The organism is Leucothrix pacifica (assembly GCF_003172875.1).
Lineage (GTDB): Bacteria > Pseudomonadota > Gammaproteobacteria > Thiotrichales > Thiotrichaceae > Leucothrix > Leucothrix pacifica.
Genome location: NZ_QGKM01000006.1, coordinates 1 through 13,230 on the forward strand (window position 1 = coordinate 1; position 13,230 = coordinate 13,230).

The window sequence follows — 13,230 nt, forward strand, 5'->3', positions numbered from 1 at the left end:
GAGCTCTTACCTCACCAACTAGCTAATCTAACGCAGGCTCATCCAATTGCACAAGGTCCGAAGATCCCCTGTTTTCCCCCGTAGGGCGTATGCGGTATTAATCCGGATTTCTCCGGGCTATCCCCCACAACTGGGTAGATTCCTACGCGTTACTCACCCGTCCGCCACTCGACGCCTGGTAGCAAGCTACCATCGTTTCCGTTCGACTTGCATGTGTTAAGCATGCCGCCAGCGTTCAATCTGAGCCAGGATCAAACTCTTCAGTTAAATAGTGTCACGACATAAATGCCGTTAAATCTTTAAGCTGAAGCTCTAAATCCTAACTTAATACGTATAATCAAAAATTAACGTTCGTTAGGTTCATTGCTTCTTGCAGTCTATTGCAAGCTACAAATCCCCACACAAGTTATTTGGTCTAGTTTGTTAATTAGCTACCAAGATCTCTATCTCAGCGAGGAGGCGTATTCTATACAACCCTCAAATTCTGTCAAGTGATTTTATTCACTTTTTATTCAGCTTAGCAACTAACAACACCGTTTCTGCTGGGTTGTTGTGCCTGACTGAGCGGCGCATTATAGACATAAAGAAAAAGCTGTCAATGCCTTTATTTCAGTTTTGTTAAATTAACTTACAATTAACCAATGCAACCCTAAACCTTAGCTTCCGGTATTTAGTTGATGCACACCCTTAACCATATTAGATACTAACTTGAGTCATCATCCCGCTCATCAATGATTGAGCTGTAACAAGCAAGTAGTTACCAAAGGATTAATCAGAATCAGGATAAATATCTTTTAACTTGCGAGTCAGCGTATTGCGCCCCCAGCCAAGCAGGTCAGCTGCATCCTTTTTACGCCCGGCGGTCTTTTGCAGCGCGACCTCTAAGGCGAGTTTTTCAAACTCCGGCGTCAAATCGTCTAACACTCGTGTTTCACCCGCATTTAAACGGCGCTGAATTTCGTGACTCAACAAGGTTCTCCAGTCGCCAGAGGAAACAACCTCCTCAACATCCATTAGTTCTGGTGGCAAATCATCCATCGTGATGTCACGGCCAGATGCCATCACTGTCATCCAACGGCTAATATTTTCAAGCTGGCGAACATTCCCTCGCCAAGGCAAGGTTTGCAGGTAGTCGCTAACTTCTGGCAGCAGCACTTTGCATTCAACCTGAAGGTCTTCTGATGCGCGCTGTAAAAAATGATTGAGTAACAGTGGAATATCAGAACTGCGCTCGCGTAGTGGCGGTATCTGAACACGTATCACGTTTAGACGGTGGAACAAATCTTCCCGAAATAACCCTTCGCGCACCCTGTCTTCAAGATTTTGATGGGTCGCTGCAACAACACGAACATCTACATCGACTGGTACATGACCGCCTACTCTGTAAAATTTTCCATCTGCCAAGACTCGCAACAGTCTTGTTTGCAGATCTGCAGACATATCCCCTATCTCATCAAGAAATAATGTCCCATGGTTAGCTTGCTCAAACCTTCCTTTACGAAGCGCGTGGGCACCTGTGAACGCCCCCTTCTCATGACCGAATAACTCAGACTCGAGCAACTCTTTGGGAATAGCAGCAGTATTGATCGCTATGAACGGTTTGTCTGAGCGTGGGCTATGCTCATGCAAGGCCGCGGCAACTAACTCTTTACCCGTACCGGATTCACCTGTAATCAGCACAGAGATACTAGATTTACTCAAGCGACCAATTGCACGAAACACACCTTGCATCGCCAACGACTTACCAATAATACCGGATTGGTTCATCACTTGTGGCTCAGTCTCAGTCTGTGATGTTTTGCGTTGACTCTTGGTATGTTCCAGCGCCCGTCTGGTAAGATCAGTCGCCTCATTAATATCGAATGGTTTTGGTAAGTATTCGAACGCACCACTTTCAAACGCTGAAACCGCGCTATCCATATCAGAATGCGCTGTCATAATGATGACAGGTAATTCAGGATAATCACTTTGAACGCTGGCGAGTAACTCAAACCCATCCATATCCGGCATACGAATATCACTAATAATCGCCGCAGGACGCTCACGTTTAATGGCCTTTAGTAAGTCAGTCGCATTTTCAAAAGTTCGTACCGGGATCTCCGCACGACTCAACGCACGCTCTAACACCCAACGAATTGACTGATCATCATCGACCACCCACACAGCTTCGGATTGAGACATACAGGATTCTCCTAAAGTACTTGAATGGGCAATAACAACGTAAAACGCGTATCGCCTGGTGTAGATTGAAATTCGATAAGGCCGTCATGCGCATTGGCCAGTGATTGTGCAATGGATAGGCCTAGACCAGTTCCGTCCGGAGAGCCGCTAACCATTGGAAAAAATATTTTGTCTTTAATCGACTCGGGAATACCAACACCATCATCGACAATTTGTAACTTGAGGACCAAGCGATGCGTTTTATGATTCAGCATAAAACGTCGCAGAACCCGTGTTTTGAAGGTAACCACTCCCTTATTACCGACGGCCTTCAACGCATTCACGACCATATTCAGCACGATTTGAATGAGTTTATCTTTATCCGCCTGCATCTCAGGAATACTCGGGTCGTAATCAAAATGAATACTGACATCGGGTGACAGATCAACACTGACTAGTTTTCTAACACGCTCCAGCACCTCGTGAATATTCACCTTCTCCTGGACAGGTGGTGTATGTGATCCACTCATTCTATCGACTAACACCTGTAGGCGATCCGCTTCAGAAATTATAATACTGGTATATTCACGTAGATCAGGACTGGGTAACTCAGCTTCTAATAACTGTGCCGCACCGCGTAAGCCGCCCAATGGATTCTTTATTTCATGCGCCATTCCCTTCACTAAACTCTGAGTCGTTCTTAACTGACTCACTAGTGTTTCTTCCTGAGAAAGGCGAAGTTGTTGGTCGATTCGGTTTAACTCAACCAAAATACAATCCAGCTCACCCTCTACCAGATGCGCACTGACGACAATATCTGCAATTGCCATCTCCCCCTGAGATGCTTGCAGATGAATCTCACGTAGCGATTGTGTTTCATGCGTCTGTATGACTTTCTCTAATATAAGGTAGATCACATCCTGATTGAGTAGATGAGTGTAGGAACGCCCGGTCATGCGACGGCGGCTATGCCCGAACAGAACTTCTGCTGAAGCATTCATATACTGAATATTGAGCTTCTCATCTAACATTAAGACCCCTGTCGATAAAACGTCAGGTATATCTACTAGCTTTGTTTTCATTGATTCCTTTTCGTCATGAATACGGAGGACGTTTAAACCTCCTTATTTGTTACAGAGTGTCAAAGCAATTATCAGGCCAACCAGATTCGCTACCTACTCCGCCGCCTTCAAGTCTATTTTGCACCAAAACAGTGCTACACACCAAAATGATGCACCTAAAAAACTCCGGTGCACCAATACGAAACATGAAAACCATCTCCCAAGTAATCGTAATGCTGGATTTAACAGGCTGAATAAAAGTTGGCACGGGAAATGCTAGTAGCTTAACAACAACAAAACGTAGCGTAATAGCTACGACTGTCACCGGGCTTTGTTTGGGGAACAGTGAGGTTTTGTTATTTCATTTAATCATCAGGAGAGTATCTGCAATGAAATTAATCACTGCAATTATTAAACCTTTCAAACTAGACGATGTTCGGGAAGCACTTTCCGAAATCGGCGTAGCAGGTATTACTGTTACAGAAGTGAAAGGTTTTGGTCGTCAACAAGGTCACACCGAGCTTTATCGTGGTGCTGAGTACGTCGTTGACTTCCTACCAAAAGTTAAAATTGAAGCTGCTGTTGACTCTGACCTTGTTGATAAAGCGATTGAGGCCATCACGAAAGCTGCTAACACAGGAAAAATTGGTGACGGTAAGATTTTCGTTACTAACCTAGAACAAGCAATTCGTATCCGTACTAATGAAACTGGCCCTTCAGCGCTTTAAAGACAGGAGATAACAATGGAAAACCAAATATTTCACTTGCAGTATGCTATCGACACTTTCTACTTTTTGGTTTGTGGTGCGTTAGTGATGTGGATGGCCGCTGGCTTCTCAATGCTTGAAGCAGGCCTTGTTCGTAGTAAGAGTACGACTGAAATTCTGACAAAAAACGTTGCTCTATTCGCTATCGCTTGTACTGCGTACTTAGTTGTTGGTTACGACATTATGTATGACGGTGGAATTCTGCTGAAAGACATCGCGCTAGATGGTGCTGAAAACGCTGATGCAATGGTCGCTAAAGTACTAGCGGACTCTGCTGAAGCTGGTTTCGATGGTGACTCTGTTTACTCTAACGCTTCCGACTTCTTCTTTCAGGTAGTATTCGTTGCAACAGCAATGTCTATCGTATCTGGAGCAGTTGCTGAGCGCATGAAGTTGTTTGCATTCCTTATTTTCGCAGTAGTAATGACTGCATTTATCTACCCAATGGAAGGTTCTTGGACTTGGGGTGGTAAGTCTGTATTCGGTATGTTCTCACTGGGTGATGACTTCGGTTTCTCTGACTTTGCTGGTTCTGGTATTGTTCACATGGCTGGTGCAGCTGCTGCTCTTGCGGGTGTTATCTTACTGGGTGCTCGTAAAGGTAAGTACACTAAAGACGGTAAAATCAATCCGATCCCTGGTGCCAACCTACCGTTAGCAACACTTGGTACATTCATTCTATGGATGGGGTGGTTTGGCTTTAACGGTGGTTCTGTTCTGAAACTTGGTGATATCGGAAACGCTAACTCTGTTGCAATGGTATTCCTGAATACTAATGCTGCTGCAGCTGGTGGTGTTATTGCTGCGTTGTTCGTAGCTAAGATCCTGTTCGGCAAGGCTGACTTAACGATGGTACTAAACGGTGCATTGGCTGGTCTGGTTGCCATCACTGCTGAACCATCTACTCCTTCTCCAATGATGGCTACTATCATCGGTGCCGTTGGTGGTGTGATCGTTGTATTCTCCATCCTGTTCTTCGATAAGATCCGTATCGATGACCCAGTCGGTGCGATCTCTGTACACGGTGTTGTAGGTCTTTGGGGCCTGTTAGCAGTACCTCTAACTAACGATGGTGCAAACTTCGTAGGTCAGTTAGTCGGTGCAGGTGTGATCTTCGCATGGGTATTCGTTACTTCATTCATCGTATGGATTCTGATCAAAGCGATCATGGGTATTCGTATCTCTGAAGAAGAAGAGTACGAAGGTGCTGACATCGGTGAGTGTGGAATGGAAGCTTATCCTGAATTTACTTCAGCTCGATAAGCCACTACGCAACACTGCTTGATAATGACCGGAGCCTTTGTGCTCCGGTTTTTTATGCCTACCTTTCTGAATAGCATATTAACTATTTGGCCCATTGGTCTACTGAGACCTAACAGCCATGACTGAATTAGGGTAGCTTTCAGCAATTAACAACGATAGGCTACACTGCCCTTTTTCACAAACATCGCTGCGATATGACTGCTAGCTCAGAATTTTCTTTTTCGAATGCCGTTCTAGACTGGTTTGATCAACACGGTCGCAAGGATCTGCCATGGCAGCATCCCATCACTCCCTATCGGGTTTGGATCTCTGAGATCATGCTGCAGCAAACCCAAGTCACTACTGTCATTCCTTACTATCAGGCTTTTATGCAACGATTTCCTGATCTGAGTTCTTTAGCAGATGCACCAATTGATGATGTGCTCAAGCATTGGTCAGGTTTGGGCTACTATGCAAGAGCACGCAACCTTCATAAAGCCGCCCAACAAATTCGTGATCAACATAACGGAGAGTTTCCGGATACTCTCGAATCAGTTTGCGAACTCAGCGGCATCGGCCGCTCAACAGCCGGGGCTATTTTGTCGATTGCCTTCAAACAAAAACAAGCCATTCTGGATGGTAATGTAAAACGTGTACTTGCCCGATTTCACGAAGTCGAGGGCTGGTACGGCATTAGTCATGTGCAAAAAAAACTATGGCAACTCGCAGAAAGTCATCTGCCAGATAAGGTAACCCCTCAACGCTTCGCAGATTACACGCAGGCCATGATGGATCTCGGGGCGACACTCTGTACACGCTCCAAACCTGCTTGCTCTGCCTGCCCTCTGAAAAACCATTGCGCAAGCTTTAATCATCAAACGATACACCTATATCCCGCCTCTAAACCTAAAAAGGTCATACCTGATCGCCAAGCCATCATGCTGTTAATGCATCAAGGTGAGAATATTTACCTGATTCGCAGACCACCAACGGGGATATGGGGTGGCCTGTGGTGCTTCCCTCAGTTTGACGATATTGACTCAGCCACCGAATGGTTAGCGCAGCAGGGTAAATCCAGACAAGCGATTGATTCTGCCACAGCACTCCCCCACTATAAGCACACGTTTAGTCATTTCAGACTAACCATTACGCCACTGCTGATTCCTGATGATGACCTTGAGAGTTTAGGTGTCATGGAGACCAGAGAAGCGCTTTGGTATAACATAAACGACGAATTTGACGGAGGGCTTGCCACTCCGGTAAGAGATTTATTGACAACATTTAAGGAATTAACATCATGAGCCGAATGGTTAACTGCGTTTTGCTAAAAAAAGAAGCTCCAGGTTTAGAGCGAATGACTTACCCGGGAGACCTTGGTAAACGTATTTTTGAAAATGTTTCTCAGGAAGCCTGGACGCAATGGGTGGGTCACCAAACTATTCTGATGAATGAGTATCGTTTGTCTCCTATCAACCCTAAGGACCGTAAGTTCCTTGAGGAAGAGATGGAGAAATTCTTCTTCGGTGATGGTCCATCTGAAGTCGACAACCTCGTGCCACAAGGTTAATTCTAAATGGCTTCTGCGTTTATACCTGCCACCGTGCTTGAGAACTACCAATGGGCAGATAATCTCTTCTCTATCAAGCTGGAATCTGAGCTGCTCCCTTTTAGTGCAGGACAGTTTGTACGACTTCAGCTTGAGATTGAGGGTGAGAAAGTCGCAAAACCCTACTCACTGGTTAATTCACCACGGCAGAAAAATGCGGAAGTCTTCTATAACACTGTTGAAAGCGGCGTCATGTCTAATGCGCTCGCTGCACTGACCGCTGGGGACACAATTGAAATTTCCCAACCTGCTGCAGGCTTTTTTGTATTAGCAGAAGTTCCTGATACAAAAATTTTATGGATGTTTGCGACCGGTACTGGCCTCGGGCCTTACCTGTCCATGATGCAGGAAGATGAGATTTGGAATCGATTTGATAAATTAGTGCTGGTGCATGCGGTATCTTATGCCAACAATCTGGCATACCAAGCGCTGATTCACTCTTTAAAAACTCAACACTCCAACATACTAAGTTACGTACCAATCGTCAGTCGAGAGACCACTTCCGGAGCTCTACAGGGGCGCATCCCGGCATTAATAAGTGATGGACAACTAGAACAAGCAGCCGGCCTTCATCTGAATGCTGAAACATCGCATGTGATGTTATGTGGCAATCAGAATATGATCGCGGATACCAAAGTGGTGCTTGCCGAACTGGGTATGAAAAAACACCTGCGCAGAAAACCCGGCCATATAACCACCGAGCAATATTTCTAGCAGCTTAATTAACCGGGAATTGCAATAACTTATTTGTTTCGGTGATTCCCTGAGATGGATATCCGAATGGGTTATCGACATTAGGGCCATCAGGGTAAGGACTGTAAGGCTTATTTATCAAGGCTGAGTTTCTTAGTACATTAAATGTAACTGACTCAGCACTAATTAATGACCTGGCAGCTTTGTTAACAATATTGACCTGTAAAGTATGTTCCCCACGATCGAGATTAGTTAAGTTCGCAACTCTTGAAGTACTTCGGCTAACCTCCTGTCCATCCAAAGTCACCACAATTCTGTCTCCGGGACGTAGCTTGGGCGACACACTCAGTGCAACGGATACATCACCGTCGTTCGCACGAATCGCCTGCCCTTGCTTAGGTGCAATCACGTTCAGGCTTGTGTAGATTGGTTTTTTATCCGAGGACTCAACCTGTGCCACTGCCCCTTCAGGAACCTGATTTGATGCTTGAGTCACAACAGGGTTGGTTTTATAACGACTGGAAAAACCTTCCAGCACCGTTAGCTTTGGTGGCTCAATCGCTTTAGCCGTAACATTCTCGGGTGGCGTATCTCCATAGATTAGATTACCGGACTCATCAGTCCAGCTATATATACTGCCAGCTGCACTGACAACCTGCGAAGTCGCAAGGATAGTGATCAGTAATAAATTACGCATCCACTTAAACCTATCTGTTATTATTTCTACTCACAATATAGCAACACATTGAAAAGCTCGGGAAAATTCCCGATAACAGGGCATTAAACAAGGAGTAAAAGTATGTCGAAGAGTTTAACAAAGGATCAAGAAGTAACCTGGGGAATGGCAGCGCATCTATCCGCATTGCTTGGCATTTTATTCGCTCCGGGAATCGTCATAGGTCCATTGCTAGTCTGGCTCCTGAAGCGAAATGATAGCGAGTTTATCGACACTAATGGCAAAGAAGCACTTAACTTTCAACTGACTGTGTTAGCGGCTACTTTTATTCTGGCAATGCTATCGGCTATATCAGGAATCTTCTTAATTTTAGCCATGGCAGTTGGTATCGCTGGCCTTGGCTTTGCCATTTACGGCGGCCTTCAGGCTAAAAAGGGCATTAATTACGTCTACCCATTTGCAATCAGACTGATTAAATAAGTAATAGAAGTCCCACCTAAAGCAGGTGGGACATTAGTTCACTAGCAAGAACAATCCGTATATTCAGGAAAGTACTCTTCCTGCAAGTGATTATTGGGGACATAAGTTTCGCCAGATGCCACGCTGGTATCCACAGCACTTGTATCAACTGAGCTCGTATCCACTACTTTTTCTGGCACATCATAACTGTGCAAAGTAGTAATACCCACATAAGGCTCTATTGTGTGATGAGAGATTAAAAAATCTGCTCCTGCCGCCAGATAACTACCATTCACACCAGCGGTCAACAACGCTTGCTTTTGCTGTAAACTATAACCGCCACCATACGTTGCCTGCATATTTTCATCACCAGTCACCGCTTCTACCTTTACCTTATCCAGACCGTGGTGAGGCTTGTATGAAACACTGCCTTGCCAGCCACTGACGTCACCGTCTGTTTCAACGTCCACTGAACGATAACCTATTACCACATCCGGCTTCATTGTCTCCGAACCAAATGTCCATTGCAGTGAGGCAAATGGCGTATCCTCTTCTGTCGCGATAACGCTCACCGAACTCAGCATGACCGTGAGGCATGCAATAGATTTCCATATCTTCATTGCTATAATCCTTATATTAGTCTCAGACTACCAACTGATAGTCTATGAACTATTAGACCGGACTCAGCAAAATTTGGAGCACAGACTAACGGCCAGAACCTTCCGTTTGTCGGGGCAATTATTAAAACTTACCGGTAGCAACGGTGTAATAATTAAAACCAATGGTTACCAAAATAATCATTTTCATGAGAAATGACGTAGTATATGCTCGATAGTCTGACCCAGACATAAAACCAATATGCCCTCCGAACAATCACTGACTTCCATGAGTAACAACGACAAATCAAATTGGCTTTGGCCTGTATTGATATTAGCAATCGCTGTGACATTGATCTCAGGGATGATTTATGCGCAGAAGCTGATGCAGCAAGTGGAAACTATTGAACAAAATCAGGTATCTCAGTATGAGTCTCGCAGATTGATGCTGGCTCAGACTGATGCCTTGAACATCAACTGGATGCGCACACTCAACCCCCTTGCGAAGAACATCCAGGGTGACATTGTCTGGAGTAGTTCGATGCAACAAGGCATGATGCGTTTCGCAAATCTGGCAGCCTTGCCAAACGGGCAACAATACCATCTTCTCATCTATGATCTTGCCAGCCCTGCGGATAAACCAATCTCAATCGTGACCTTTTCCCCAGACCTGAATATCCCCACCGAACTACTGATTCCGTTCACTAGTAACAAGGTAATCAAAGAGCCTTACAAATTTATGATTATGCTGGAATATGAAGACAGTGAAATCACCTCAGAGCCTTTGTTACTCGCTCAGCCTTAGTCGCTTCAGTTAACACCTGCTCCATAGATATATTAGATTACGGTGAGATTTCTGCTAGTCTAACGAGTCAATTAACAGCCTCATTCTCAGCTATGCAAACACCCGCAGATTTTGACGTCACCATGCCAGACAACTCACGAGAGTTTTTGGAAGCAGAGTTAAAGAAACGCCAGGAACAACTACTTGCGCTCACACTGGAGTCAGACCCGCTGACACGTGCATCTCTGCAATTCGATACTGCTGAAATCATGATCGAGTTAGCAAAACCAGGAATGCCGGAAGCAGCTTGGGGACTTGCCAAAGAAGCAATGCTGATTTTTATAGAACATAAGCAATGGGAAGATGCTATCCGTGCCAGCGATGCTCTGTATCGTACCGAGTTACCGGCATCTGTTGTTGCGCTCGGTAACGGTTTGTGGCTTTCGATCACCTACCCCGTTGATACCGAGCTGAGTATTCTCATGCTCAACAATCTAATTCAGGATACTCCTGATAAATCAGATGGCGCGGCTGTCGCGGCCGCTGTTGCTCATTACTTAGCAGATTTAAGGCTTGAAGGAGAGAAAAGAGACAGCGTCATGTTTTTGACGGCAAGCATGCTCAGTAAAGTGGCGGAGCGTCACAGTAATGTTAATGATCAGGGGAAAATGAATTTCTGGATGGATAAGTTGGAATTGAATGACCCATCAGTGTTTTTACCAAGAATGGGACAGGTTCTGGACGCTATTGTTAACGGCCAATGGTGGTATGACCGTGATGCACTTCGTGCAGAATTACCGGTCAATTAGAATAGACTTATCGTGAATAACAACCGGGAAGGTTTTAATCGGAACTTCTCCCGGCTCTTCAGTGGGTTCACCAGTACGGACATCAAATCGCGCGCCATGCAAAGAACACTCTACATTAAAGCCTTTCAGACAACCATAAGACAGCGAAAAGTCTTCATGTGTACACAAATCTGCGACAGCAAAATATTCCCCATTAACATTACAGAGTAAAACAGCCTCACCATCTGTTGTGATACGCTTCATGGTTCCGGGTTTTAACTCATCAATTTCAGCGGCTTTAATCATAGGAACACCCTCTTGCATCAACATTGGATAATCGGCTGCGGAGACATCGGTCTTCGCGTTGCCAAGCTAATCAGCGAGTTATATCAGAATGTCCCACACAGGACTAGTGCCCTTATTAGACAGGAAAGCTCTGCGGAACGATGCAAGCAAGCCGGATTAGAAATATTACTTCACGATTTGGATGATCCATCACCTCTGGATGTCACATCATTTGAAAATGCGTCCGTCTATTACTTTGCTCCACCACCGAAAACAGGCGACATTGATACGCGCTTACAATACTTTCTGAACCAAACAGCAGGTGCGCCTAAGCGTATCGTGTTAATTAGCACCACAGGGGTTTATGGCAATAGTGATGGACAATGGGTGGATGAGGAAACTCCTGCCAATCCTCAAACGGATCGAGCGAAGCGTCGCCTGTCTGCTGAGAACCAAGTCTATCAATGGGCAACAACATACCAGCGCGAATATATCATTCTCAGAGTACCGGGGATTTATGCTAAAGACCGCCTTCCGTTGGAACGGCTAAAAAAAGGGCTACCTGTCGTGCAAGAATCAGAAGCTGCTTTTACTAATCGCATTCATGCAGATGACTTAGCACGAATTTGTATTGCAGCAATGGAAAGTGACATCAATGGCGAGATATTCAATACCACGGACGGTCATCCCGGTACCATGGTTGAATACTTTAACAAGGTTGCTGATTTTGCAGGTCTGGAGCGCCCCCCTCAAATTAGTTTAGCAGAAGCCAAACTAAAACTAAGTAAAGGAATGCTCTCATATGCAATGGAATCACGACGTATTCGTAATGACAAGTTATTGAAACTATTAGATATCGAGCTAAGCTACCCTACCCTAGAAGATGGCTTAAAATGAGCATCAGCAGACTCGGGTCAATCAGGCACTCTCTCCTAATGCCAACCATTCGTTGACTACCTTATCTGCTGACAAATGCTGTACTGAGTCGAATGCATTGTCTTTGCAGTGTGCAAGTAGTGCTTTGTCGTAATAAAGCCTGTCGATAGCCTCAGTCAGCGCGACTTCGCTTCCATTTTCAACCAATAAACCGTTTTCACCATCAATAACGATTTCGCGTGGCCCGGTTGGACAATCCGTTGCAACAACCGGGCATGAAAGCACCAGTGACTCAATCAGTACCATTGGAAACGCCTCCGTACGACTGGACAACACCAAAAACTCAGCATTTTTTAAATATCGAAACGGGTTAGTCTGAGAACCTGTCAGGATGACGTTATCAGTCAATTCAAGCGATTCTATCTGCTGCTCCAGATTAGAGCGCATTTCGCCTTCACCGATCAGTAATAAATCACACACCTGCTGCAATTTTGATTTCGCATAAGCATCGACCAATAAATCCAGACGTTTCACATCCGCCAACCTTCCGAGTGCTACGATATATGGTCTGCCATGATGATATTCATCGCTTCCCTGTTGCTTGATTTCATCGAAGGACACTAAGTTATAGATTCGCGACACTTTCTTCATATTGTAATCATCTCTGAGTATCGTAGCGACATCCTCAGAAACAGCAATGATATGTTTGGCGAGAGGGTAGGTCAGCTTCATTAACCACGTTTCGTAGGTTCCGATTTCGTGGGGATTACAATGAACTGAAAGGATAGAGTCTGGTGAGGCCATAGCAACCGGAAAATTAGCCGACTCCATGAAGCCAAAGATGTAATCATATTTTTCAGCATCAAAATGACGCTTCAGACGAAATGCTCGCTTAAAGACGTTATAGGCTTTAGCAATCGTCGACTTTTTATCAGGACAATCAAGGTTGATTAACTTGCATGGTACCTTGTACTGGCGATAGCTGTCCTGAAATACCAGTACAGTTACATCGTGATTCACAGATAGAGCGGCAGCAAGATTAAGCGCCGAACGCTGTCCCCCGCCCAACACTAAATCGGCAATCACTATGGCTATTTTTTTCATTAAGCAACACGCCAGTTTGAGTTTTTAATTATAAATGTGCGCCCATTTACCGGCACCTACTCTTAGTGAGAATACTTAAGTGTAAATTTTGTGTAAATATTCAAGCGATAAAGTGCTCTTTAGCAGCGATTAA

Annotated in this window: 15 protein-coding genes and 1 rRNA gene; 9 read left to right on the top strand and 7 right to left on the bottom strand. The window is 44.9% G+C overall.

The annotated features are described in order from the left end of the window. The 3 genes from DKW60_RS03745 to glnL form a co-directional block, all read right to left on the bottom strand. Positions 1 to 267 (bottom strand): 16S ribosomal RNA (locus DKW60_RS03745); the annotation flags it as partial. A 501-nt stretch (positions 268 to 768) separates the two neighbouring features. Next, positions 769 to 2,181 carry a nitrogen regulation protein NR(I) gene (gene ntrC, locus DKW60_RS03750; protein ID WP_109836332.1) on the bottom strand — a complete coding sequence of 471 codons (1,413 nt, stop codon included), beginning with the start codon at positions 2,179 to 2,181 and terminating at the stop codon, positions 769 to 771. Positions 2,182 to 2,192: 11 nt separating this feature from the next. Next, complete coding sequence (glnL, locus tag DKW60_RS03755; protein ID WP_109836333.1) at positions 2,193 to 3,242, bottom strand: nitrogen regulation protein NR(II); 1,050 nt, start codon at positions 3,240 to 3,242, stop codon at positions 2,193 to 2,195. 368 nt (positions 3,243 to 3,610) lie between these two features. Here glnL and DKW60_RS03765 point away from each other — a divergent pair, with 368 nt between their 5' ends. From DKW60_RS03765 to DKW60_RS03785, 5 genes are all read left to right on the top strand, one after another. Next, positions 3,611 to 3,949, top strand: a complete 339-nt coding sequence (locus tag DKW60_RS03765; RefSeq protein WP_109836335.1) for a P-II family nitrogen regulator — start codon at positions 3,611 to 3,613, stop codon at positions 3,947 to 3,949. 15 nt (positions 3,950 to 3,964) lie between these two features. Next, complete coding sequence (locus DKW60_RS03770) at positions 3,965 to 5,251, top strand: ammonium transporter (RefSeq protein WP_109836336.1); 1,287 nt, start codon at positions 3,965 to 3,967, stop codon at positions 5,249 to 5,251. Between the two features lie 194 nt (positions 5,252 to 5,445). Then, positions 5,446 to 6,531 (top strand): A/G-specific adenine glycosylase, encoded by a 1,086-nt coding sequence (mutY, locus tag DKW60_RS03775; protein WP_109836337.1) that lies wholly within the window; start codon positions 5,446 to 5,448, stop codon positions 6,529 to 6,531. Beyond that, complete coding sequence (locus tag DKW60_RS03780; RefSeq protein WP_109836338.1) at positions 6,528 to 6,797, top strand: oxidative damage protection protein; 270 nt, start codon at positions 6,528 to 6,530, stop codon at positions 6,795 to 6,797. Before mutY ends, DKW60_RS03780 begins: the two co-directional genes overlap by 4 nt. Before the next feature lie 6 nt (positions 6,798 to 6,803). Continuing rightward, entirely contained in the window at positions 6,804 to 7,550 is a 747-nt protein-coding gene (locus DKW60_RS03785; protein WP_109836339.1) for a ferredoxin--NADP reductase, read from the top strand. 4 nt (positions 7,551 to 7,554) lie between these two features. Here DKW60_RS03785 and DKW60_RS03790 read toward each other — a convergent pair whose 3' ends face one another. Further along, complete coding sequence (locus tag DKW60_RS03790) at positions 7,555 to 8,226, bottom strand: DUF4124 domain-containing protein (RefSeq protein ID WP_109836340.1); 672 nt, start codon at positions 8,224 to 8,226, stop codon at positions 7,555 to 7,557. 102 nt (positions 8,227 to 8,328) lie between these two features. Between DKW60_RS03790 and DKW60_RS03795 the strand changes: the two genes are divergently transcribed. Next, positions 8,329 to 8,685, top strand: a complete 357-nt coding sequence (locus DKW60_RS03795; protein WP_109836341.1) for a DUF4870 domain-containing protein — start codon at positions 8,329 to 8,331, stop codon at positions 8,683 to 8,685. Positions 8,686 to 8,726: 41 nt separating this feature from the next. On the opposite strand, the gene DKW60_RS03800 is transcribed toward DKW60_RS03795, so the two are convergent. Next, positions 8,727 to 9,284: a hypothetical protein gene (locus tag DKW60_RS03800; protein ID WP_109836342.1), complete on the bottom strand. Its 558-nt coding sequence runs from the start codon at positions 9,282 to 9,284 to the stop codon at positions 8,727 to 8,729. A gap of 238 nt (positions 9,285 to 9,522) precedes the next feature. Between DKW60_RS03800 and DKW60_RS03805 the strand changes: the two genes are divergently transcribed. Together DKW60_RS03805 and DKW60_RS03810 are read left to right on the top strand one after the other, a co-directional pair. Then, on the top strand, positions 9,523 to 10,065 hold the full coding sequence (locus tag DKW60_RS03805) for an anti-sigma factor (RefSeq protein ID WP_146203424.1): 543 nt from the start codon (positions 9,523 to 9,525) through the stop codon (positions 10,063 to 10,065). Between the two features lie 92 nt (positions 10,066 to 10,157). After that, entirely contained in the window at positions 10,158 to 10,853 is a 696-nt protein-coding gene (locus DKW60_RS03810; RefSeq protein ID WP_109836344.1) for a hypothetical protein, read from the top strand. Here the strand turns inward: DKW60_RS03810 and DKW60_RS03815 are convergent. Further along, complete coding sequence (locus DKW60_RS03815) at positions 10,839 to 11,138, bottom strand: non-heme iron oxygenase ferredoxin subunit (protein ID WP_109836345.1); 300 nt, start codon at positions 11,136 to 11,138, stop codon at positions 10,839 to 10,841. The genes DKW60_RS03810 and DKW60_RS03815 overlap by 15 nt on opposite strands. Before the next feature lie 12 nt (positions 11,139 to 11,150). On the opposite strand from DKW60_RS03815, the gene DKW60_RS03820 reads away from it, so the two are divergent. Further along, entirely contained in the window at positions 11,151 to 12,014 is an 864-nt protein-coding gene (locus DKW60_RS03820) for an SDR family oxidoreductase (RefSeq protein WP_245929572.1), read from the top strand. Positions 12,015 to 12,035: 21 nt separating this feature from the next. Here the strand turns inward: DKW60_RS03820 and DKW60_RS03825 are convergent, their stop codons facing one another. Further along, positions 12,036 to 13,097 carry a glycosyltransferase gene (locus DKW60_RS03825; RefSeq protein ID WP_109836346.1) on the bottom strand — a complete coding sequence of 354 codons (1,062 nt, stop codon included), beginning with the start codon at positions 13,095 to 13,097 and terminating at the stop codon, positions 12,036 to 12,038. Between the last annotated feature and the right edge of the window lie 133 nt (positions 13,098 to 13,230).

Excerpts from the sequence above, each read along its gene's own strand:
- ntrC (WP_109836332.1), bottom strand. The coding sequence starts at position 2,181 with ATGTCTCAATCCGAAGCTGTGTGGGTGGTCGATGATGATCAGTCAATT.
- glnL (WP_109836333.1), bottom strand. The coding sequence starts at position 3,242 with ATGAAAACAAAGCTAGTAGATATACCTGACGTTTTATCGACAGGGGTC.
- DKW60_RS03765 (WP_109836335.1), top strand. The coding sequence starts at position 3,611 with ATGAAATTAATCACTGCAATTATTAAACCTTTCAAACTAGACGATGTT.
- DKW60_RS03770 (WP_109836336.1), top strand. The coding sequence starts at position 3,965 with ATGGAAAACCAAATATTTCACTTGCAGTATGCTATCGACACTTTCTAC.
- mutY (WP_109836337.1), top strand. The coding sequence starts at position 5,446 with ATGACTGCTAGCTCAGAATTTTCTTTTTCGAATGCCGTTCTAGACTGG.
- DKW60_RS03780 (WP_109836338.1), top strand. The coding sequence starts at position 6,528 with ATGAGCCGAATGGTTAACTGCGTTTTGCTAAAAAAAGAAGCTCCAGGT.
- DKW60_RS03785 (WP_109836339.1), top strand. The coding sequence starts at position 6,804 with ATGGCTTCTGCGTTTATACCTGCCACCGTGCTTGAGAACTACCAATGG.
- DKW60_RS03790 (WP_109836340.1), bottom strand. The coding sequence starts at position 8,226 with ATGCGTAATTTATTACTGATCACTATCCTTGCGACTTCGCAGGTTGTC.
- DKW60_RS03795 (WP_109836341.1), top strand. The coding sequence starts at position 8,329 with ATGTCGAAGAGTTTAACAAAGGATCAAGAAGTAACCTGGGGAATGGCA.
- DKW60_RS03800 (WP_109836342.1), bottom strand. The coding sequence starts at position 9,284 with ATGAAGATATGGAAATCTATTGCATGCCTCACGGTCATGCTGAGTTCG.
- DKW60_RS03805 (WP_146203424.1), top strand. The coding sequence starts at position 9,523 with ATGCCCTCCGAACAATCACTGACTTCCATGAGTAACAACGACAAATCA.
- DKW60_RS03810 (WP_109836344.1), top strand. The coding sequence starts at position 10,158 with ATGCAAACACCCGCAGATTTTGACGTCACCATGCCAGACAACTCACGA.
- DKW60_RS03815 (WP_109836345.1), bottom strand. The coding sequence starts at position 11,138 with ATGATTAAAGCCGCTGAAATTGATGAGTTAAAACCCGGAACCATGAAG.
- DKW60_RS03825 (WP_109836346.1), bottom strand. The coding sequence starts at position 13,097 with ATGAAAAAAATAGCCATAGTGATTGCCGATTTAGTGTTGGGCGGGGGA.